20 protein-coding genes and 2 pseudogenes are annotated in these 21,963 nt (G+C 63.5%); 7 read left to right on the plus strand and 15 right to left on the minus strand.

Going from position 1 to position 21,963, the window contains the following annotated elements; all coding sequences use genetic code 11:
- Positions 1-13: 13 nt before the first annotated feature.
- The 5 genes and pseudogenes from ACSU04_RS07945 to ACSU04_RS07965 all read left to right on the plus strand — a co-directional run.
- Positions 14-216 (plus strand): annotated as a pseudogene (locus ACSU04_RS07945) (IS3-like element ISPfr13 family transposase); the annotation flags it as partial.
- Between the two features lie 381 nt (positions 217-597).
- Entirely contained in the window at positions 598-1,512 is a 915-nt protein-coding gene (locus tag ACSU04_RS07950; RefSeq protein WP_439289013.1) for an ABC transporter ATP-binding protein, read from the plus strand.
- Between the two features lie 2 nt (positions 1,513-1,514).
- Positions 1,515-2,255: an ABC transporter permease gene (locus tag ACSU04_RS07955; protein ID WP_439289014.1), complete on the plus strand. Its 741-nt coding sequence runs from the start codon at positions 1,515-1,517 to the stop codon at positions 2,253-2,255.
- A gap of 3 nt (positions 2,256-2,258) precedes the next feature.
- A complete protein-coding gene (locus tag ACSU04_RS07960; RefSeq protein ID WP_439289015.1) occupies positions 2,259-3,536 on the plus strand; it encodes a sensor histidine kinase in 1,278 nt (425 codons plus the stop codon).
- Positions 3,533-4,168: a response regulator gene (locus ACSU04_RS07965; RefSeq protein ID WP_439289016.1), complete on the plus strand. Its 636-nt coding sequence runs from the start codon at positions 3,533-3,535 to the stop codon at positions 4,166-4,168. Before ACSU04_RS07960 ends, ACSU04_RS07965 begins: the two co-directional genes overlap by 4 nt.
- Positions 4,169-4,645: 477 nt before the next feature.
- Here the strand turns inward: ACSU04_RS07965 and ACSU04_RS07970 are convergent, their stop codons facing one another.
- The 3 genes from ACSU04_RS07970 to ACSU04_RS07980 all read right to left on the minus strand — a co-directional run bounded on the left by ACSU04_RS07970 (position 4,646) and on the right by ACSU04_RS07980 (position 8,659).
- On the minus strand, positions 4,646-6,250 hold the full coding sequence (locus ACSU04_RS07970) for a DHA2 family efflux MFS transporter permease subunit (RefSeq protein ID WP_439289017.1): 1,605 nt from the start codon (positions 6,248-6,250) through the stop codon (positions 4,646-4,648).
- On the minus strand, positions 6,247-6,864 hold the full coding sequence (locus ACSU04_RS07975; protein ID WP_439289018.1) for a TetR/AcrR family transcriptional regulator: 618 nt from the start codon (positions 6,862-6,864) through the stop codon (positions 6,247-6,249). Before ACSU04_RS07975 ends, ACSU04_RS07970 begins: the two co-directional genes overlap by 4 nt.
- Before the next feature lie 919 nt (positions 6,865-7,783).
- Complete coding sequence (locus ACSU04_RS07980) at positions 7,784-8,659, minus strand: IclR family transcriptional regulator (protein ID WP_439289019.1); 876 nt, start codon at positions 8,657-8,659, stop codon at positions 7,784-7,786.
- Positions 8,660-8,785: 126 nt separating this feature from the next.
- Here ACSU04_RS07980 and ACSU04_RS07985 point away from each other — a divergent pair, with 126 nt between their 5' ends.
- Both ACSU04_RS07985 and ACSU04_RS07990 read left to right on the plus strand, forming a co-directional pair.
- A complete protein-coding gene (locus ACSU04_RS07985; RefSeq protein WP_439289020.1) occupies positions 8,786-9,763 on the plus strand; it encodes a PDR/VanB family oxidoreductase in 978 nt (325 codons plus the stop codon).
- 14 nt (positions 9,764-9,777) lie between these two features.
- Positions 9,778-10,977 carry a cytochrome P450 gene (locus ACSU04_RS07990; protein ID WP_439281614.1) on the plus strand — a complete coding sequence of 400 codons (1,200 nt, stop codon included), beginning with the start codon at positions 9,778-9,780 and terminating at the stop codon, positions 10,975-10,977.
- A 20-nt stretch (positions 10,978-10,997) separates the two neighbouring features.
- Here ACSU04_RS07990 and ACSU04_RS07995 read toward each other — a convergent pair whose 3' ends face one another.
- The 12 genes and pseudogenes from ACSU04_RS07995 to ACSU04_RS08050 all read right to left on the minus strand — a co-directional run bounded on the left by ACSU04_RS07995 (position 10,998) and on the right by ACSU04_RS08050 (position 21,951).
- A complete protein-coding gene (locus tag ACSU04_RS07995) occupies positions 10,998-11,969 on the minus strand; it encodes a fumarylacetoacetate hydrolase family protein (RefSeq protein WP_439289021.1) in 972 nt (323 codons plus the stop codon).
- Positions 11,966-12,994, minus strand: coding sequence for an amidohydrolase family protein (locus tag ACSU04_RS08000; RefSeq protein WP_439281616.1), 1,029 nt, complete (start codon positions 12,992-12,994; stop codon positions 11,966-11,968). The genes ACSU04_RS07995 and ACSU04_RS08000 overlap by 4 nt, the downstream gene beginning before the upstream one ends.
- On the minus strand, positions 12,991-14,127 hold the full coding sequence (locus ACSU04_RS08005; protein WP_439289022.1) for an FAD-dependent monooxygenase: 1,137 nt from the start codon (positions 14,125-14,127) through the stop codon (positions 12,991-12,993). Before ACSU04_RS08005 ends, ACSU04_RS08000 begins: the two co-directional genes overlap by 4 nt.
- Before the next feature lie 34 nt (positions 14,128-14,161).
- Complete coding sequence (locus tag ACSU04_RS08010) at positions 14,162-15,154, minus strand: cyclase family protein (RefSeq protein WP_439281618.1); 993 nt, start codon at positions 15,152-15,154, stop codon at positions 14,162-14,164.
- Complete coding sequence (locus ACSU04_RS08015; protein WP_439281619.1) at positions 15,151-16,107, minus strand: fumarylacetoacetate hydrolase family protein; 957 nt, start codon at positions 16,105-16,107, stop codon at positions 15,151-15,153. Before ACSU04_RS08015 ends, ACSU04_RS08010 begins: the two co-directional genes overlap by 4 nt.
- Positions 16,107-17,126: a VOC family protein gene (locus ACSU04_RS08020; RefSeq protein ID WP_439281620.1), complete on the minus strand. Its 1,020-nt coding sequence runs from the start codon at positions 17,124-17,126 to the stop codon at positions 16,107-16,109. Before ACSU04_RS08020 ends, ACSU04_RS08015 begins: the two co-directional genes overlap by 1 nt.
- A gap of 165 nt (positions 17,127-17,291) precedes the next feature.
- Positions 17,292-18,521, minus strand: a complete 1,230-nt coding sequence (locus tag ACSU04_RS08025) for an ABC transporter substrate-binding protein (RefSeq protein WP_439289023.1) — start codon at positions 18,519-18,521, stop codon at positions 17,292-17,294.
- Positions 18,518-19,495 carry a branched-chain amino acid ABC transporter permease gene (locus ACSU04_RS08030; RefSeq protein ID WP_439289024.1) on the minus strand — a complete coding sequence of 326 codons (978 nt, stop codon included), beginning with the start codon at positions 19,493-19,495 and terminating at the stop codon, positions 18,518-18,520. The genes ACSU04_RS08025 and ACSU04_RS08030 overlap by 4 nt, the downstream gene beginning before the upstream one ends.
- Before the next feature lie 50 nt (positions 19,496-19,545).
- A complete protein-coding gene (locus ACSU04_RS08035) occupies positions 19,546-19,977 on the minus strand; it encodes an ABC transporter permease subunit (RefSeq protein WP_439289025.1) in 432 nt (143 codons plus the stop codon).
- A 104-nt stretch (positions 19,978-20,081) separates the two neighbouring features.
- Positions 20,082-20,426: pseudogene (locus ACSU04_RS08040) on the minus strand (ABC transporter permease subunit); the annotation flags it as partial.
- Positions 20,423-21,163, minus strand: coding sequence for an ABC transporter ATP-binding protein (locus ACSU04_RS08045; protein WP_439281624.1), 741 nt, complete (start codon positions 21,161-21,163; stop codon positions 20,423-20,425). The pseudogene ACSU04_RS08040 and the gene ACSU04_RS08045, both read right to left, overlap by 4 nt.
- The gene (locus ACSU04_RS08050) at positions 21,160-21,951 is read right to left on the minus strand and encodes an ABC transporter ATP-binding protein (RefSeq protein ID WP_439281625.1); all 792 of its coding nucleotides are present in this window, start codon (positions 21,949-21,951) and stop codon (positions 21,160-21,162) included. The genes ACSU04_RS08045 and ACSU04_RS08050 overlap by 4 nt, the downstream gene beginning before the upstream one ends.
- Between the last annotated feature and the right edge of the window lie 12 nt (positions 21,952-21,963).

Raw genomic sequence — 21,963 nt, forward strand, 5'->3', positions numbered from 1 at the left:
AGTTGAAAAGATGGCATCGTGCCGAAGAAGATTGGTCCCGCGCTCCGAGAGCGAGCTGGGCGATCGTGATGGCCTGGCCAGACCAGCGAAGAGCACGCCAGAGATCCGTCGGTTGAAGGCCGAGAACCGGCGGCTGCGTGAGGATGTTGCGATCCTGAAAGCAGCGACGACTTTCTACGCGAGGGAACTCGAGCCCCGCAACCGCTGATCATGGGCAACTTTCACCCGAGAGCCGCTCTCCGCATAGGTGCGGAATCAAACCTGGGGCGGTTCAATTTCGTCGTCGATGAGGATCTTCGCGAGGTTGAGGTTCTCCTCGTAGTCTTGGGCGGCCGATGGGAACCCGCAGCGGACCGCTTCGAGGGGCTTGCGGCGCGGTTTGCCGTTGCTATCCAATCGGGGGTGCCGTTGTCGTCGGTGTCGGGAGCGGTGCGGGGGCGAAGTCCGCGATGAGTGGTCGCTGTTTGGGACTTCTCCCTACGCGTAGACGCTCGACGACGCATCAACTGATCGGTGGATCACCGCATCCACCAAAAATCGTCGTAAGACGGCCGCACGGGTGATTCATCGCGCTGGCGCCGCTGTGAGGCTGGAGCAATGGCAATCATCGAGGTACGAGACCTGGTCAAACGCTATGGCGACCGCACAGTGCTGGACGGCATCGGATTCGACGTCGAGGAAAGCGAAATCTTCGGTATCCTCGGGCCCAACGGGGCGGGGAAGAGCACTCTCGTGGAGAGCATCGCAGGTCTCCGCATTCCCGAAAGCGGAACCATCCAGATCGCCGGGCTCGATCCGCAACGTGACCGGCGCGGGCTACCGCAGGTGCTGGGCGTCCAACTGCAGCAGAGCGAGCTACCCGGCAAGCTCAAGGTCGGTGAGGCGCTTGAACTCTACGGCTCCTTTTATCGCGAACCGCTGGACTGGCGTGAGCTGATCGGCCCCCTCGGGCTCTCGGACAAGGTCCGAGTACAGTATCGGCATTTATCCGGCGGGCAGAAACAACGCCTCTCCATAGCGCTCGCGTTGATCGGTAATCCGAAGGTCGTCATCCTCGACGAGCTGACCACCGGGCTCGACCCGCAGGCGCGTCGCGACGTATGGGATCTCATCGAGAACGTTCGAGCTCGCGGTGTCACAGTGGTGCTCGTCTCCCACTTTATGGAGGAGGTTGAACGCCTCTGCGACCGGCTGGCGGTGATTGATGGAGGAAACCTTGTGGCCCTCGACACGCCGGCAGGCCTTATCCGACAGAGCGAGGACCGACAGCTGCTCCGGTTCCGACCGTCCGCACTGATCGACACCGCCCTTCTGATCGCCGTTCCCGAAGTCATATCCGTCCAGGCGTCCGGCGGCTTCCTCGAGGTCACCGGCACCGGGGAACTCCTCCTCGCGGTGACGAAAGAACTCGACCGCCACCATGTCACCGCAACCGACCTGCGCTTGGAACAGACCACGCTCGAAGACGCGTTCGTCAGCCTCACCGGCCGCTCCCTCAACGACAGGAATTGATGATGTCTGCACTCCTGCAACTCACGCACACAGAGACAAAGCTATTCTTCCGCGACCCGATGACGTGGACGTTCGCGCTAGCCGTCCCGCCCCTTCTGCTGGTGGTCTTCGGAGCGATCCCGTCATTCCGCGAGCCCAATGCGGAACTCGGCGGGCTCCGGGTCATTGACCTCTACGCGCCGATCCTCGTCGCGGTGGGAATCAGTATCCTGGCCGTCTACAGCCTGCCGCAACAGTTCGCTGGTTACCGTGAGAAGGGGATTCTGCGGCGAATGCGGACGACCCCGGTGAGCCCCGGGAGTTTGCTGGGCGCGATGCTCATCCTGTTTGCGGTGCTATCGCTAACGACGGTGATGATCGTCCTAGCCGTCGGGCGGCTGGTGTTCGCGGTGGAACTCCCTGGCAACGTCCTCGCGTACGTCACTGCGGTTGGGCTAACCGCCGTCGCGCTCCTCTCGACAGGGCTGCTCATCGCCGCACTCGCACCGAGCGGGTCAAGCGCAAGCGCGATCGGCCTGGTGCTGTTCTTCCCGCTGGCCTTCTTCGCCGGACTATGGATTCCGCGCGAATCAATGAGCGACGTGCTGCGAGCGATCTCCGACTACACCCCTATCGGGGCGGGCGTGCAATCATTGCAAGACGCCACGGCCGGAAACTGGCCTTCGCTACTCCACCTCGCCGTTCTGCTGGGTTGGTCGATCATCGCAGGAGGAACGGCCGCCCGGTTCTTCCGATGGGAGTAGGAAATGAGCATCGAGACAGAGCTACGTGAGGAGATCGCGCGAGCCGAGCGTCGCGAGAGCGTGTTCTACTCCGTGCTCCCGTACGCCTTGCTGGCGATCAGCACCGTCCTAACCCTGTTACAGATCGGGCAGGGGGAACGGGTCGCCCTCCCCGCGATACTCGGCCTCACGCTCGTGACCACGGTGTGGCTCTCGGTGTTCTCGCGCGCCCAGGGGGACCAGCGAAACGGAACTCTGATCGCCGTCTCCTACACAGGGCTGATGATCACGGCTGCTGCCCTGGTGGTGCTGTCCCCCTGGTACGGGGTTTTCGCGTTCGTGGGCTACATCCACGCGTTCCTCCTCCTTACCGGACCCTGGCGATACGTCGGCGTCGCGGCTACTTCGATCATCATGGCCGTGTCATACGTGGGCGGATGGGACAACATCGCCGAAGGGCGCTGGGGAGTGTGGGTGACGATCAGCGCGGTGACCGGTGTGCTCGCCGGGACGTCGTTCTATTTCGCCGCGTCCACCGACGTGACCGGTCGAAAGCAAAAGCAAGTCCTCGCGCTGCTCCACGACGCCAACGCCAAGCTCGAGGGTGCGCTGGAGGAGAACGCAGGCCTGCACGCACAGCTGCTGGTGCAGGCCCGCGAAGCGGGAATCCTCGACGAGCGGCAGCGAATCGCCGGCGACCTCCATGACACCCTCGCTCAGAGCCTCGCCGGCATCCTCACCCAACTGCAGGCTGCCGAGCAGACCATGGGCGACGCGCCCGCAGCGCGCCGGCACCTGACGAACGCCTTAGCGCTGGCCCGCGAGAGCCTCACCGATGCGCGTCGCACCATCCATGCCGTCGAACCGGACGCACTCGCCCACGCGCTGCTGCCCGAAGCCATCGGGGAAGTGACCCGGCGGTGGGCGGAGTCACATCTTGTTGATGCCGTGTTCACCGTCACCGGAGACGCCCGCCCGCTGCACACCGATGTGGAGGCGACGCTGCTGAGAACAGCACAGGAGGCGCTCACCAACGTCGCCAAGCATGCGAAGGCCGGTCGCGTTGGTCTGACGCTGTCATACATGGAAGACCTCGTGACCCTCGATGTGCGCGACGACGGTGTGGGTTTCGCGCCAGATCTGGCGCGCACCGCGATATCCGAGGATGGCGGGTTCGGACTCACAGCAATGCGCCAGCGAGTTCGACGATTGGCCGGTCAAGTCGTGATCGAGTCTGAGCCCGGTGCTGGAACCGCTCTGTCAGCGACGGTCCCGGCCACACCCGTGGGAGGGACACAATGATCTCACTGCTGCTCGTGGACGATCACCCGGTAGTCCGTGACGGGCTCCGTGGCATGTACACCGCGGACCCACGCTTCGAAGTCATCGGGGAAGCCAGTAACGGCACGGAGGCAATCGCCAAGGCGGCGGCGCTCCGGCCCGACGTGATCATCATGGACCTGCGGATGCCGGGAAGCGACGGGGTGAGCGCGATCCGCGCTCTCGCCCAGCGCGACATTCCGTCCCGCATTCTGGTCCTTACAACGTACGACACCGACAGCGACGTCGTTGCAGCCATCGAGGCCGGCGCCACGGGATATCTCCTAAAGGACTCTCCTCGAGAGGAGCTATTCCGAGCGACGGAGGCAGCCGCACAGGGCCAAACGACGCTGGCGCCGACGGTCGCCGCCCGGCTCCTCGGGCGGATGCGCCGCCCATCGTCGGGCAACCTCTCGCAGCGGGAGGTGGAGGTGCTCGACCTGATTGCGCGCGGCTCGACCAACCGCGAGGCCGCGCGTCGGCTGTTCGTCAGCGAAGCGACCATCAAGACGCATCTGCTGCACGCCTTCGCCAAGCTCGGGGTGAACGATCGCGCGGCCGCGGTCGCCGCAGCGTTCTCCCGCGGATATCTCGCGCACGATCACGGTGACTAGGGACGGCTCAGTACTGGCGACTGGACGCAGTCTGGTCGAACGGTCGCGTTCGCAAAGGTTCCACTCGAGAATGGGCACCCACTACACCGACTCGCACCCGTGGCCGGACCGCATCGACGAGGTCCTTGCGGAGAGCTACTCAGGCTCGCCTCGCTGCTAGCCAGAGTTCGGTTCCCGTGCGAGAGCTTCAGAACTCCCCGATCGCTAGCCCCAGTCGCAAGTACAGGTCGGTGACGGCCTCGTTGTTCACCCCGTATTTGACCCACACCCCTTTGCGAGACCCGCCGGCCCCGATCGCGCCCGGTTCGTCCTTGTTCAACTTGACGCAAAAAGTGGGCACGATTCGCGACCGTCGATTACCTCTCCGAATGGCCGGTTGCTCTCCACTACCGATAGGGCCGACCGCACTTAGAACGCCAGCGTGCAACAAGCAACTCGCCCGGGAAGCGCTGCTCATCTCATGAGGGCCGGCAAGCCTCAGCGGGCGTCGTTCACTGAGTCGCTATCGTGCTCAATGATGAGGTGTCCCTCGCTGACAGAGTCAGGGACGATGTCGCGCTCAACCGTCGTCTTCAGCGGCACTTCCTTGATGAAGCACAGCAGCACGACCGCGACAACCGCGAGAGGTGCCATACCAAGCAGAAGCGGAGTGAGCGCATCGTTGTATCCGTGCACCACGATGTCGTGCACGGATGCTGGCAACTCCAGCACGCTGTGAGGGGTGAGCGAAGCGATGTCGCCGACCTGCGCCGCGGCACCGGAGGGAAGCCGTTCTCCGATGATGTCTACCAGGCGCAGGGCGAACAGGCTCCCGATCACAGCGCTGCCCAGCGACGCACCGATCTGACGGAAGAAATTGTTCGCCGCGGTCGCAGTACCCACCACCCTGTTCGGGAACGTGTTCTGCACGATCAGCACAAGGATCTGCATGTTGACGCCGAGCCCCAATCCCAACAAGCCCACATCGACGCAGAACCGCCACAGCGGAGTCTCTGGGGTCATCGTGCCCAGCAGCACGAGCCCGAGCGCGACCAGCGCCGCCCCGACAATCGGCATCCACTTGTAGCGCCCGTACTTACTCACAAGCCAACCGCTGAGGAGAGAGCTGACCAGCATCATGCCCATCATCGGCACCATGAGCATGCCGGCCGTCGTGGCATCCGCCCCAAATGTCATCTGCAGATAGGTCGGCAGGTACCCGATCGCTCCGAACATCGCGACGCCGATCAGCAGACCCGCTGCGGTGGCGAGATTGAAGTTGCGGTGCCGAAACAAACCTAGGGGCATGATCGGCTCGGCAGCACGCCGCTCCACGAAAACGAACAGCACGGCGAAGACAACGGTCGACGCGATGAGCGACAAAATGACCGGCGACGTCCATTCGTAGTCATTGCCACCCCAGGATGCGACCAGGATCAGGCTGGCCGTCGCCACTGCAAGCGTCATCATGCCGAACACATCGATCTTTGGCTTCGCGGTCGTGCCCTTCGGCAGATGCAGTAAGACGATCGCGGCCACGAGCGCGAGAGCGCCGAGTGGGATGTTGAGCCAGAAGGTCCAGCGCCAGTTGACCTCTTCGGTCAGCCAGCCGCCAAGGAGTGGGCCGGCCACCGATGACACGGCGAAGACCGCGCCCATGATTCCCATGTACTTACCGCGCTCGCGCGCCGGGACGACATCGGCGATGATCGCCTGCGACAGGATGATGAGTCCGCCGCCGCCGACCCCCTGCACGATTCGTCCGGCGATGAGCACAGTCATGTCGGGGGCGAGCGCACCGATGACGGAGCCTGCCATGAACGTCACGATCGCGAAGATCATCGGCCCCTTGCGGCCGATCAAGTCGCTCATCTTGCCGTAGATCGGCATCATGATGGTCGATGCAAGGATGTAGGCGGTCATCACCCACAGCATCTGGTCGACCCCGCCGAGCTCACCCACCATCGTGGGCATCGCGGCACTGAGCACCGTCTGGCTGAGCGAGGCGAGCAGCATCGCCAGCACCAACCCGATGAAGAGCAGGATGATACCCCTGCGCGACTCGTGAGAGCGGGGCCGTGGGGCGGTCGAGGAAGCGGTCATGGCAGCGTACGCAGTACCTCTCGAAGGATGCGCAGACTCTCATCGACCTGCGGCCGGATGTCAGCGGCCGAGGTGTGGTCGGCGATGATCTTGCGGATACTCAGACGAAGCACCGCGTTGCAGGTCACAACCAGCGCACGTGCCGCATCGTCGATGTCGGACACGGTGGTGAAGGCACCCCTGGCTCGCATTCGCTCTGCAACCACTCCGGCGATGCGCTGCTCAACGCCAACCATTCGCGCCCACTGCCGCTGAATAAGCTGCGGATGCTCCGCCATAAGCGCCCTGCGCTGCTCAAGGAGCGTTTCGTCGCTGGGTGTGAAGACTCCGAGCATGAGCGTCAGAATGTCGCCGATGAGATCGTCGGAGGTTCCGGAGCGCAGCATGTCGAGTTCGTCGTCACTCGGCAGCCCCTCGTGCAGGCCGACGAACGCATCTTCTTTGGTCGGGTAATAATTGAAGAACGTGCGCGGCGAGATGTCAACGCGCGCGCTGATCTCGGCGACCGTTGCCGCGTCTGGCCCGAGTTCGAAGGCCAGGTCCACGGCCGCACGATGGATCGCATCGCGCGTTTGCCGCTGTTTGCGGGCTCTCAGCCCTTCGGATTGTTGCACGCAAGCATTATTGCACGGTCTGCAATTATGCACGAGGTGCAGGTGGCGCACTATCCATCGCAGCGACGCACGGAACGTGCCAAAGCAAAAACGTCTGAAGGGACTGCTGCACGGTTAGGCGACATCTGATCTAGCTTGCTTGGGGTCTGCCTGGAAGGACGTCTTGTGCCCAGGCGTTACGCTACCGAGTTCCGTGACCTACTCGACGCCCCACGTTTGAACGACACGCCTGCTCGGGCATGGGTCTGCCGCCTGCCTGGTTGGCACCAAGGCTGCGAGGAGTCTTGGGGGCGTGTTTTGAATCCGATGAGAGACGGCGAGGAGACCGAGAGACAAAGCCCCTCCGTCTCCTCGCGCCACGCCAAGGCGAAAAGGCACGTGAACAGGGCTTTCATGCGTGGCCGCCAGGCGAATCGGAGACCTTCTGCCCACAATCTAGTGGGCAATTTGACGCAAACCGAGCGCAGAGTCTTTAGAAAATAGCTTCTGAACAGGTGTTTTATGGCGGAGACGGAGGGATTTGAACCCCATCTTTTGAATCCGATCTCGACCCGAATCAGTCAGAAACTCCGGATCTACGCGGTTTCAGGAGTTGGAAGATCTGGGCTCAGCCCGCCTCAGCGGGGGTGGTTCCTGTTCAGTTTGACGCAAAATGTGGGCACGGATCTTGGCTCTCACACTGCCACGACGGTCACATTCTGCGTTCCAGACCAGTCTCACGTACCCCAATTGGTAGCGCCAGAGGTAAAGCCGTTCGAACGCCTCACCCTGCAAGGGCCTCAATCAAATCTGCGGCGAGGATGCTTGGCGCGAGCGATGTTTGCACAGACTCACTGATACCCGAGTAGGCGGCGTTGGCGCAGCAGCATCGCGGGCCTGTCTGCGCTCAACCGTTGAGTGCCACTTCTCGACGAAGGATTTACCGCTCGCCAGCACTCCGCTCCCCTCGCTTCGCGAAGTACTCAACCGTCGCCAAGGAGGTACTGACGAGGGGTCCGATCCCCGCAGGCGATCCGTCTGGCGCTGACGCGAGTCCACTGAGGTATGCGTCGCTCATCGAGCGGGTGATTCCCGCCGCTGCAACAATGAGCATCTCGATCACACCGGCAGGTGACGCTTCCTCGACGGGGATCACAACACTGAGCGCCGCGTAGACGCCATCCTGCGGTCCATAGACAGGTACCGCGACGCCGCGCGACTCTTCATAGATGTGCCCGTCCAGCACTGCGTATCCATCCGTGCGCATCTTGCGAAGCCGATCGCGCAACGCGGCGCCGTCACGCAACGTGTGCCGAGTGTGGTGGGGCCACCCTACGCGAATCACCTCACTGACGACATCGTCACCGGCGTGTGCGAGCAGGACCAGGCCGCTGGAGCTCACGGCGAGTGGGATACGACCACCGATGAGCGTCGCGTTGACCACCGCACCGCGGGTGGACATCCGCTCGACGAACAGGACGTCGAGTCCGTTCAAGACACCGAGCTGTGTGTGCTGAGCGATACGGCCGTGCACAGCGTTCATCCACGGTCGCGCCAGCTCACGCAGCCCCAGCGCACCCGGCGTGCGCGAAGCGAACTCCCACAGGCGCACCCCCAGTCGATATGACCGATCAGGGAGCCGCTCAAGAAGTCCCTCACGCTCTAGCTCCGCGACCAGTCTGTGCGTTGTCGAGGGAGCAAGCGCCGCAGCATCCGAGATCTCGGCCAGCGTGAGAAACGGCCTTAGCGCGTTGAAGGCGTCCAAAACTCGCAGGTGCTTGCTCAGCACCGACTCTCCTGCGGATCCCCGCGCCATTGCGCCTCCCCTGAGCAGATTACTCCCAATTCCGTTCAATGGAATCAGGAGTCGGACGCGTTGACTCCGAAGGTACCGTCTTCTCACCGACACCGCCGTCGGGCCCTCAACGAAGAGAAGACGAATTTGTCCTCGATCATGCTCGACACCACTGCCATACCGCGCGACGCGTCGAGCGGACGCCTAGTCGTGGCACGCCGCCGCGCGATCTCCGACAGCGTCGTTGAGTTCAGCCTCCGCGCTCCGGACGGCACGCGCTTACCTGATTGGTCGCCCGGCGCCCACATCGACGTCATTCTTGATGATGGCACCACCCGCCAATACTCGCTCTGCGGTGACCGATGGGATGCCCTTACCTACCGGATCGCCGTGCAGCGCGAGGCGGACGGATCCGGCGGATCAATCGCACTGCACGACACTGTGCGCGAGGGCGACGTCCTGCGGTTCGGTGGGCCGCGAAACAACTTTCGCCTTGCACCGTCCGGCCGGTACCTGTTCGTGGCGGGCGGTATCGGTATCACTCCCCTGCTTCCGATGATCCGTCAGGCGGACATGCTGGGCGCCGACTGGCGGCTCCTGTACCTGGGCCGCAGCAGAACGACGCTTGCATACGCCGACGAACTCGCACGCTTCGCCGATCGGGTCACAATCCACTGCGCGGACGAATTCGGACGCGCCAACCTCGACGCCTGGCGGCCGATCGACGGTGCCGAGCGCGTCTACGCCTGTGGACCGTCGCGGTTGCTGGACGACGTCGAGGCATGGGGCGCGCCCCGGGACGGCCATCCAGCGAAGGTTGAGCGATTCACTGCATCCACGAGGTCATCCTCGCCCGCGACCGCTTTCGCTGTCGTTGCCGCAAGATCTGGCCGTTCTACCACCGTGGCAGTCGACGAGACCGTGGTCAGCGCACTGCGCCGCATAGGCGTCGATGTGCTGACATCGTGCGGTCAAGGGGTGTGCGGAACCTGCGAAACCGACGTCGTCGCTGGCCGACCAGACCATCGCGACTCTCTGCTGAATGATGCGGAGCGCTCGGCTTCAGAATGCTTGTTCCCCTGCGTCTCACGCAGTCTCGACGCACAACTCGTCCTCGACATTTGATCCTAGGAGAAACAATGCCCACCACCGCACCCCCGATCCCTGCCTCGGATATCGACCCATTCTCTACTGAGTTCCTCAGCGACCCGTTGCCCTTCCACGAAGAGTTGCGCGAGCTCGGTCCCGTCGTCCATCTGCCTCGCTACGATGTCCACGCCGTCGCGCGATATGACGACGTCCACCGGGCGCTGACCGATTGGCAGTCTCTGCAGTCGGGCGCAGGCGTAGGACTCAGCAACTTCAATCACGAGGCGCCCTGGCGCCCGCCCAGCCTTCTGCTTGAAGCGGACCCGCCTCGCCACGATGCCCCGCGCGCCGTTTTGTCACAGCTGCTGTCGCCGCGACGACTACGGTCGCTGGAGTCGCGCTGGCAGGCGGATGCCGTCACCCTCGTGGAACGAGTGCTGTCGGAGGGCCACGAGTTCGATGCCGTGACGGCCCTCGCCGAGCCCTTCCCACTGCGTGTCTTCCCCGACGCGGTGGGAATTGGAACGCACAACAGGGAAAACCTCCTTCCATACGGCGACTTCGCGTTCAACGCGTTCGGTCCGATGAATGAACGGGTCACCGACCCGGCAAAGACCATCGGTCCGACGGTCGAGTGGATCGCTACACAGTGTCGCCGTGAGAATCTCAGCGAGACCGGGTTCGGCGCGCAGATTTGGGAAGCCGCCGACCGCGGTGAGATCGGATACGAACAGGCGCCGCTCATCGTCCGCTCGCTGCTGACCGCCGGCGTGGACACGACTGTCACCGGCATCTCCGCCGTGCTGCATGCCGTCGCCACGCACCCGGATCAGTGGCAGCGACTCCGTGCCGATCGAGGGCTACTGCCGCGCGCCTTCGAAGAGGCAATCCGTCTCGAGTCTCCGGTGCAGACCTTCTTTCGCACCACGACGACGGAAACGCGGATCGCGGATGCTGTGCTCGCGCCCGAACGCAAGGTGCTCATGTTCCTCGGCGCTGCGAACCGCGACCCGCGCCGATGGACCGACCCAGGGAAATTTGATCTATCACGAGACCCCTCCGGTCACGTCGGATTCGGCATGGGCATCCATCAGTGCGTCGGCCAGCACATCGCGCGGCTAGAGGCAGTGACACTTCTCGACGCGCTTCTCGATCGAGTCTCATCCATCGAACTCGCAGGCCCTCCGCGGCGACACTTGAACAACACGCTGCGCGGCTGGGAGAGCATGCCCGTACGTGTGGTCGTCTGACTACGCGAGCGGCAAGCCCGTCAGCGGTTGCGCGCGCGTGTCCGCTGACGGGCTGCAGGAAGTTCGGGTGCTGCCACGGCCGCTCCCACACGTCCGATGAGTACACCGATCCCCTCGACGATCATGCGCACCTGATCACCCTCCTGCAACGGCGGTGGCAGCAGCCCGGCAGTCCGTCCCCACAGCTCACCGAGGCATCCGCCATTGCCTACCGTGCCTGAGCCGAGCACATCGCCCGGCACGACACGGGAGTTACGCGACGCGTAAGCAACGAGTTCGCTGAACGGCCAGCCCATGTTGGACACAAGGTCGTGCCCGATGAGTTCGTCGTTGACGAACACTTCCGCGCGGATTGCGAGGAAACCGTCCGCGTCGAGGAACGGTGCCAGCTCATCAGCCGTGACAATCCACGGCCCGAGGCTGGTGCCGAAGTCTTTGCCCTTGGCCGGCCCGAGATGAACCTTCATCTCGCGTGATTGAAGATCACGAGCGGACCAATCGTTCATGATCGTGTACCCGAAGATGTGGGATGCCGCGGCCTGAGCCGTCAGGTTCGCACCGGACGAGTCAGGCACTCCGCCGATTACCGCCGCTATCTCGAGTTCAAAGTCGAGGCGCGCGGTCTCGGGCGGGGAGACCGGCTCATCAGGGCCCAACACCGTGTGCGGATTGGTGAAGTAGAACGTCGGTGCCTGGTACCACTCGGCCGCGACCTCACTTTTGCCGTCGACCGACGCGCTGATGCCCTCCACATGCTCCTCGAACGCGACGAAATCACGGATCGCCGCAGGCACGAGCGGCGCACGTAGATGAACGCCGCTGAGCGGTGTGCCACTTTTGATCGCGATGCGGGCAAACAGCGTGTGTGCGAAAGGCAGCCCCTGCGCGAGCACGTCGGCGACAGTGAGCCCATCGGGAAATGGCACCACATGATCGTCCACGACGAATCCTTCGCCGAGTGCAGCGTCACCGGACCAGCGCGCAATCCTCATGTCCGCACCCGCGCGCGGAGCAATGCATCGGCGTTCTCGCCGAGGATGCGCCGCGTGGTCTCGTCGTGAAGTCCGGCCGACCTGATCTCAGTCACCGGATCGTCCAGCCCCATATCGAAGGGGAAATCACTGCCGAGCAACACCCTCGAGTCGCCGGCGGCCGCAACGAGATGGCGTAGCGCCGCCGGATCGTGGACGACAGTGTCGAACCACAGCTTGCGCAGATAGCTCGACGGCTCGTGCACACAGCCATGCGCCTCCGGTCGCACCCGCCAGGCGTGATCCGACCTGCCGATCGCGAACGGGAGGTATCCGCCGCCGTGCGCCGCGACGATCTTGAGTTCAGGATGGCGGTCCAGGACGCCCGAGAAGATGAGATGCGACAGCGCGACGGCGTTCTCGGTCGGCTGACCCACGGTGTTGGACAGGTAGAACCGGTTCAGTCGCTCATCGAGACTGCAGCCGAACGGATGCAGGAAGACGATACATCCCAGTTGCGCGGCCCGAGCCCAGAAGGGTTCGAGGCGAGGATCCGACAACTCAACATCTCCCGCGAACGAAGAGATCTCAACGCCGGCGAGCCCTCGTCCGAGCACTGCGTCATCCAGGTACTCGACGATGCGCTCCGGATGCTGCAGCGGAACCACGCCAAGACCTGTCAGGCGATCGGGTGCGTGAGCGACGTGCTCAGCGATGAGCCGGTTCGATTCCCCCGCAACCCACACCGCGAGGCCCTCTGGCGCCCACGGATAGAAGTGATTGGGTGAGATGCTGACCCATTGCCGATCGACGCCCTGATCGTCCATCGCGGCGAGCCGAGCACTCACGTCTGTGAGCCTAGGAATGCGTGCGCCGATCATCGCACCAGATGCTTTGAGGCTCTCAACACCGTTGCGTCTGAGCTCGAGTCCGGCGGCTTCTTCGACCAGGTGCGGTGCGCGCCGTTCCACCTCTGCCTGTAGTGCCGGCAGCAGCAGATGCGCGTGGACGTCGGTAACGGATGACGCCCTTGTCAGCCCCGTCATGCCGGCTCCGCCATCTTCTGCGAGATTCCGAAAATCAGGCCGCCCGCATCCGCATCGCGATCGCCGTCGATCTGCCATTGCCCGAGTTGGACGGATGCCGCAACGACGGCACTCGCCCGTGGCAGACGACGAGCGTGGAACTCGTCCCACAACGCCTGATCGACAGCATCTCGTGCGACGAGTAGTTCCGTAAGGACAAGCGCATCCTCAAGTCCTTGTGCGGCCCCCTGGGCGATCGTGGGAGGGCAGCTATGCGCGGCATCGCCGACGATCACGACACGGCCGCGGTTCCATGGCTCTTCGACGATGTGCTGGGTGAACCAGGTGTAGTTCGCGTGCGCGCCGGCCTCAAGGTCGGCGCGGATCGCGTTCCAAGGTCCGTCGTAGGCGCGAGATTCTTCGAGCATGATGCGTGTCGCATCCTCGTCAGAGGCGCCGAACCGGTCTTGAGCCTTTTCCACGAGGAACGCGTACATCGATTCCTCCCCCGTGGGCGTGTAGCCGGCGATGTAGACCGGGCCGCCGTAGTACAGCTCACTGCGCACGACCTCGGCGGGTCGCGAGACGAAGGTGCGCCAGATACCCATGCCCGTCGGCTGCGGCTTGGTGTCGATGCCGATGAGGTCACGAACGACCGAGTGCAACCCGTCGGCTCCGATCAGCAGATCGTAGACGCCGGCAGATGCCTCGTCGACAAACACCTCGACGCCCTCATCGCCACGCTGGGCGAGGCCAGTCACCTTGACGCCGAATCGCACATTCACCCCGGCCCGATGGGCATGATCGAGGAGAATGCGGGCCAGCTCTGGTCGCGGCATCCCCATCGCCGCCGGATAGTCTGGACCGCCGGTCTTTACATCGGGCAGCGCAGCAACGACGGGCGCGCCCGGCCCTGGAGCACGCAGATGCAAGCCCTCGAACGGGTAGCCCGCGGCGCGGATGTCATCCCACGCACCGAGGGAATCGAGTACGCGAAGGGCATTGCCCTGAAGTGAAATGCCTGAGCCGAGCGCACTCAACTCGGGCATCGCCTCGAATACATCAACGCTGACACCTGCCTTGGCGAGCTGGATGGCAGCAGCCAAACCAGTGACGCCAGATCCGGCGATGGCGACCTTGTGTACTGCGGTCATGTCAGAACCTCTTTGTTCTCGTAGGTGCGGGCGTTTAGAAGACTGCGACAGGGTTGATGGGCGAGCCGACGGCTCCGGTGATGGGCAGCGGCGGTGCCGACAGCAGGAAGTCCCATCGGCCGCGTTCCGCGCAAGACTTGGCGAGCGCGTCGAGGTCCCACATTTCACCGATCGTCAGTCCAATGTTGGGGATGACCACCTGGTGCAGTGGTTGAAATGACGCCACGTCGAACTCGTTCGGACGCACCTCGAAGCCCCAGGTATCGGTGGCGATCGCAGCGATTTCCGTGCGATGCAACCATGCGGCAGTGGTGAGCGAGAGACCTGCGGCCGGGCCACCGGCATACTCACCCCAGCCTTCGCGGCGAGCGCGAGCGAGACGGCCTGTGCGCACGAGCACGATGTCACCCCGACCGATGGTGACGCCCTCTGCAGCGGCGCACGCGTCGAGCTCCGCGGCGCTGATCGCGTATCCGTCGGGCAGTTCCCCGGACTCGGAATCGAGGTGTCGACCGAGATCGAGCAGCACCCCGCGCGAGACGATAACGGATGCTGCGTGTTCAATGCCAGTGACGAGGTCGCCCTCGCTCGTGACGACGTCGCCGGCACGTCGTCCGTTCCACGCGACTCCGTGGTCGAAGATGTGCCCGAGCCCGTCCCACTGCGTCGAGCATTGAAGCGGCATCGAGATGACGTCATCCGCGCCGCCGATGCCGTGCGGGAAGCCCTGGTTGCCACGCTCGGCATCCACCCCAGTGTCGGTCATCGTGTGCACGGGGTTGGTGCGCCGCCGCCAACCTCTCTGCGGGCCATCGGTATCAAATGATTGCGCCAACGAGATGGACACCCCGTCGCGCACGAGTGCCGCAGCCTCGATCCGCTTCGCCTTGTCGATGAAGTTGAGGGTGCCGAGGACGTCGTCTTCCCCCCAGCGCCCCCAATTGCGAAACGCCTCGGCGCGGACCGCAATCTCCGCTTCGGGGTTCGTGCGATCGATATCAGTGGGGTTCTCCGATGGCGTCGTCATGCCAGTTCCGTTCCCACGCAGCGCACAACCTGCGTTCCCAGTCCACTGATTGTCCCCGTCATGACGTCCCCGTCACGCAGGAATCTCTTCCAATGCTGGCCGTTTCCCGAAGGGCTCCCGGTCAGCAGCATGTCGCCGGGAAGTAATGGCATCGTCTCGCTTGCACCCGAGATGAGTGCGGCGATGTCGAAGAGCAGGTCGCTGGTCGACCCGTTCTGCATCGCCTGACCATTCAGCTCGAGCTGCACGCTGAGGTTCCCCCCGTCGACGAACGGTGCGGGGACCAAGAACGGACCGGTCGGCAGGAATCCTGGCGCGTTCTTCGCGCGGTACCAGTCGGTGCCGATCTCTTTCATGTCCTTGCGGAACACGAGATCGCGCGTAGTGACGTCGTTGACGATCGTGTAGCCGGCCACGTGATCGAGGGCATCCTCTCGACTCACCTGGAAAGCTTCACGCCCGATGACGACCGCCAACTCGAGTTCCCAGTCGTGGACATCGCTGTACGCAGGCAGGGTGAGCGGCACATCATCGCCGACCACACAGGCGGGGAGGCCGATAAAGAAGTACGGCTCACCGTTGGCTGCGCGGTCATCCATCATCTTGGCGGCAAACTCGCGCGCCTCCTCTGGCGTGCGATCGGAGTTTTGTGTGAGGCCCGCCGCGACCAGTTCGATCACGTGCTCTCGATAGTTCGCACCGGCCTGCAATACCTGACGTGGCTGCACCGGTGCGGTCAGTGTCACGCCGGACAGCTGCAACCACCCATCACCATCCACCTCGGCGAGGGCAGCGAGTCGGTCCCAGTCCGGTGCAGAGAGAAAGCCATTGAGATCGGCGGCGCCGAGGTCGTCGGCGTCCAGCGGACGGATGCGTTCGCCCGCCACCAGGCCGAGGAGCACATCGGCTCCGCTGCGGAATCGGGCAAGCGCGAAGGGCACGTCGAGAGCCATCAGCCCCGCCCCTGCTTGGCGTAGGGGTTGAACAGCGCATCCTTGATCTCATCGGGGACGCCCTCCTCAGTCGCGCTGGGTCCGTCAGCTGCAGGGAACGACTCCGTCATCGACATCGGCATGGCGCCATTGCGGTAGAAGTTGTTCGATCCCAGCGAGGGCTTCCAGGTGTTGGGCTCCCAGTCGGGCACGTAGTTTCGGTAGCCGCCAGTGTTCAGTTCGATGCGCAGGCTGGAGGGCTCGCGGTAGTAGAGGAACGTTTGCTCCCCAATACCGTGGATGGACGGGCCGTACTCGATGGGGTAGCCGTTCTCTATCAGAACATCTGCGGCGATAAGAAGCTCTTCTCGAGTGTCGACCCAGAAGGCATAGTGGTTGATCCGCCCGGCGCGCGTCGACCCGTCGAGCACGACGCCCAGGTCATGCGACTTCTCGTTGGTCGTCAGCACCGAGAACACCGAGATGGGCGCTTCATCCAGAATCGTCTTGGCCATGATCCGGAATCCGAGTACCTCGTCGTACCAGGCAGCGAATGCGTCGACGTCGCTGGTCGCGATCGTGACGTGGTCGAGCTGGCGAGGTGCACCCGCGACCTTGCTGCGCTTCTCGGGGCGATCGGGGTAGATCGAGGCGATGTGACCGGGTGCCTGGTGACGTGTGACGTCCCAGTGCAACGTCATTGAGTGGCCCCACGGGCCGGTGAAGCGGTAGGCACGACCGATGTGCGGAACATCATCAAGCCACTCGCCTACGATGCCGGCAGCGTCGACGCGCTTGGCTGCTTCGTCCAGCGCCTCAGCGCTCGTTGTGCGCCAGGCCATCGTCTCGAGCGACGGCTCCTTCCCGGGGACAACAACTACGGAGTAGGCGTAGTAGTCACCCCAGCAGCGCAGGTATACCGCACCATCGACGCGGTCTACGACGGTGAGCCCGACTTGATCTTCATAGAACTTCACGGACGCCTCAACGTCCGGGGAGGTGACCGCCACATACGAGAGGTGGGAGAGTAACTTGATCATCTTTGATCCTTTCAAAATGCCTGCGGGATCTTCCCCGTGCGTCCAGCCTCGCTCGATCGCTGTCATCAAGGAAGCTGAATGTGATGATCCGCAAAATCAGTTTCATTTATATAGCTCGCGAGGCGAACGCCGCGATCATTTGCTAACGTCCGCCTCGCTGCGCGGCTATTCGACGATGCCTTCATCTCGCACGTCGACGACAGATCCCTCGGGCACCCAGCTGGTGCCGTCAAACTTGCTGAACTGGAACTGGAACGCGATGCGCCCGAACGGGCCGGAGTCAAAGACGAGCCCCTCCAGCAGCATCGGATTGTCCAGATCGGAGAATGAGTCCCACGCGGTGATGATGCCCGCGCTGTCGTAGGACTCCGCCTGCTCCAGCGCAGCGACGATCGCAGCGCCCAAACCGTATCCGTTCATCGCGAGAGCGTCGGCGATATCGGCTTCGTGGCCTGCCTCAGTCATCGCCTTCACATACTCGAGATACTCGGCATTCTTGGCGAACTGGGGGTCGGAGGGGTCCTTGAACCATTTGAAGGCGTACGCCCCGTCAACCGCTGCTGGGCCGGCCTGGTTAATGGCCGTCGTGAAATCGGAGGTGGTAGAGCCCAGAAGCACGGTCGGCGACCAACCGATCTGGTCGATGTAGGCGAGGACCGCTCCTACCGTCGGAGCCCCGATATTGATGATCAGCGTATCGACACCTGAAGCCTGAAATTCGCTGACCTGAGCACTCAGGTCAGCGGTGCCCGGCGCGACCAGGGCGGTCTCCACGGGGACAACGCCGCCGGTAGCAAGACCTGCGAGTTGGCTCTCGCTGAGGTCATTGTTGAAGCCGACGTACCCTACGACCGCGTCCGGCTTTTCAGCCTGCAACCAGTCGGCCTGGAGATGCCCTTCCCACGCGACGTCGGGCCAGAATGCCCGTTGCAGCGGGAAGTTCTCAATGTCACTCAGTGGGCTGTTGCCTGCGAGCGAAATGCCCGCGACGCCCTTCTGATTGAGGTAGTCTCGGCCGGCGATGGATATCCCGCCGAAGTTCACGACGAGGACCGCGCCGTCCTTCTCGACAAACTTGCGCTCATTCTCGACCAACCGGGCGGGGTCGTACGCATCATCGGCAGTCACGAGCTCGATCGGATGACCATCGATGCCGCCATTCGCGTTCGTCTGCTCGATGTACGTCTCGATGCCAGCAAGGCCCGGCGCGACTGCCCCCAGTGGACCGCTCTGCGGCCAGCTCACTCCGACGACGATCGGCGTCGCATCATCGCCGCCCGCATCGCCTGGCTGTTCCGCGCCGGCGCCTCGCGCGGTGCAGGCAGTAAGGACGAGCGCGGCGATACCGACGAGCACAACCGAGGCGACTGCGCCCCGGTTCATGGAATTCTTCATTGATGTTCCTTTCGTGGGCTGTGTGAGGGTGCGGAAGCCGCGCGATCGGGAACCGTGCGGCGCAGGAGCGCGTTGAAAAGTCGGGAAGTCAGGCCGCTGATACCACCCGGCGCGACGATGATGCAGAGTCCCAGAACGACGGCGAAGATCAGTTGTGCCAGGTATGCCGAGGCATCACCAGGGACTGCGGCGCTGAACCATGTGGGCAGGTACACGATGATCGCGGCACCTACGATCGCACCCCACCAGGACCGGCTTCCCCCAACGACCGACGCCACCAGCAGAGTGATGGAGAAGACGAGTGGGTATGACTCTGGAACGACCAACCCGAGGACAAACGCGAAGAGCGCTCCACCAAGTCCGGCAAGAGCCGCACTGATCACAAACACAGTGAACTTAAGCCGGTCTGCGTCGATACCCATCGCTGCGGCGAGAATCGGATTAGCCCGCACCGCAGCAAGGGATCGTCCGATCCGTCTGGACACCATGTTCCGCAGACCGCCGATGCACAGCAGCAGCGCGATCAGCACGACCAAGTACAGCCATTGGGCGTCGGTGAGCGCACCTGTCGGGGAGGTGATACCCGCGGCACTGAGCGTGATACCTGCCTGTCCCCCGGTGACATCCGAGAAACGATAAAGCAGGATCGGAAATAGTGCGGCGATAACGATCGTGAGCAGACCGAGATTGAAGCCACCAAGACGAACCCCTGGCAGCCCGATCAGTGCACCAACGCCCGCGCAAACCACGAGGGCAGCAAGGAGCGCTAGGGACACATGCCAGTCGAGAAACCGCACCGACATCATCGCCACGTAGCCGCCGATTCCGAAGATCGCACCCTGCCCGAGGCTGATCTGACCGGAGAAACCCATCAGCAGATTAAGGCTGATGACGCCGATACCGATGGCGAGCACGCGACTCATTGCGAAGAGGTCGTAGTCGCTGACCACGAAGGGTGTGACGAGTGCAGCCACGATCGCGATCCCCGCGATGGACCGCGGAATCCACCTCTGCATCTGAACCCTCATGCTCGCACCGTGCTTTCCCGACCGAACAGTCCGGCAGGCTTGATCAAAACGACAACGATCGCCACACCGAATGCGAGGAGAACGTTCAGATCTCCGCCCAGCCCAGGGATGTACCGGCCGCCTATGGCCGAGAGCAATCCGACCAACAGCCCGCCGACGACCACGCCGACGCGACTGTTGATTCCTCCGAGGTTCGTCGCCGCCAGGGCCATCAGCAACGGGACGGTCATCATGGCAGGGGATAGTCCGAGCGTCGGCGCCGCCACCACACCGGCGACTGTTCCCACTGCGCAGGAGACCGCCCAGCCGAGCGCCAGCCACAGCCCGGCAGATAAGCCGAGCAGAGCCGCCGATGACTGGTTCTGCGCGACCGCCCTGAGGCGTAGCCCAAATGTGGTGCGAGTGAACACGAGCACCATAATTCCCATGGCCACGCTGACGAGAAGGACACCACCGACTTGCTGGCTGGCAGACGCAGTCCGCCAAACTGCAGCATCCCCGAGCCGAATGGATTCGGGAAATTGCGCGGATCCGTGCCCCAAATCATGCTGACAACGGCATTGAGGCCAAGAAGCAGGGTCACCCCGAGCGTGGTGAGCGCAGTCTGGTTGCGTTGATCCACCCACCGCACGACGAAAAAGTAGAGCACGGCACCAATTGCGCCCGCCGCGACGATCGCGAAAGGAATCGCCACCCACACGGACCACCCCCACATGAGGGCTGTGTAGGCAAGGTACGCAGCGAGAACCGCCAGTTCACCCTGTGAGAGATTCAGCATGCCCGTGCCCTGGAAAATGACGCTCAGGGCAAGCGCGAGCGCGGCGAACACGACTCCGGTCGTCAACCCATCAAGGGAAATCTGAAGAAACTCGATCATGATGCGTTCTCCTGTGGCTTCGAGCCGCCGAAGTAGTGCTCATCGAGAGCGACTGTGGAGCGGTAATCGGCCGCAGGGCCGTCATGAACGACACGCCCCCGGCTCAGCAACACTGCCCGGTCGGCGACAGCCAGCGACAGTCGCGCGTTCTGCTCGGCCAGCAGGATGGTCAATTCCCATTCGTCGCGTAGCGAGACGAACTGCGCAAACAGCTCTTTCGTCGTGAGCGGAGCGAGCCCAAGCGAGGGCTCGTCAACCAGCAGAAGACGAGGCCGGGCCAGGAGCGCACGCGCGACAGCAAGCATCTGCGCCTGCCCACCCGAAAGAGCGCCAGCGGGGCGCTTGCGGAACTGTTCGAGGACGGGGAAGCTGCGGAACACACGTTGCAGATCGGCGTCCGCCGCGGAACGTCGCCCGCGTGGGCGGGCCGTAATGCCGAGCTGGAGATTCTCCTCCACCGTGAAGTCGGCGAATGTCCCCCGCCCCTCAGGGACGTGCCCGATGCCGAGCTTTGCAATCTGCGCGGTACGCAACCGTGCCAGGTCGACGCCGTCGAAACTACGCGCGCCACCAACAGCGACCGTTCTGCTGATCGCGCGAAGCAGCGACGTCTTTCCTGCCCCGTTCGGGCCGAGCAGCGCAACGATGCTGCCTTCTTCGATTGCAAGATCGATGCCGTGAAGGACTTCCACTTTTCCGTAGGCGGCTGTCACGCCGCGCAGCTCGAGCAGACTCATGCCGCGTCCACGTCGGCGTCGCTGCCGAGATATGCCGCGATCACCGCAGGATTCTTCCGGATGTCCGCAGCCGCTCCACACGCAAGCACGCGCCCGGCATCCAGGACGGCGATCGTCGTGGCATACCTCATGACCAGCGCGACGTCGTGCTCGACGAGCACGCACGTCATCCCTGTTTCCCGTCCGTGCTCGACGATCAGGTCCATGAGCGCATTGGCCTCACTTTCACTCAGGCCAGCAGCTGGCTCGTCGAGCATGAGCAATGTGGGTCTTGCGACGAGGGCTCGCGCAATCTCGACGCGACGTCGATCACCATGGGCGAGTGCCCCCACCGGTGTAGAAGCGTATTCACGCAGCCCGACCCGCTCGATGATTTCCGACGACCACTCCTTGGCGGCAGCCTCGTCGCGACGACTCCGAGGACTAAGCCAAAGATGACCCATCAGCCCGGCATTCGTGCGCGTGTACGTCCCCAACATGACGTTGGTCATCACATCGACATCGTCCAGGAGCGCCGGCGTTTGGAATGTTCGGGCGATACCTGCTTCGGCCCGTCGGAACGCGCGGAGGCCGTCGAGGGGACGCCCGGCCAGAGCAATACTTCCGTCATGGCGGTAGATGCCGCTCACGCAGTTGAACAGCGTCGTCTTCCCCGCCCCATTCGGGCCGATCACCGCGCTCACACCACCGGCGGGAATATCAAACGTGACCGCGTCCAGGGCGCGCACGCCGCGGAACCCGACACCGACATCTGTGAGGGAGAGAGCGGCTGCAGACGACGTCGTCATGAATGAACTCCT

The organism is Microbacterium sp. A84, assembly GCF_051842815.1.
Lineage (GTDB): Bacteria > Actinomycetota > Actinomycetes > Actinomycetales > Microbacteriaceae > Microbacterium.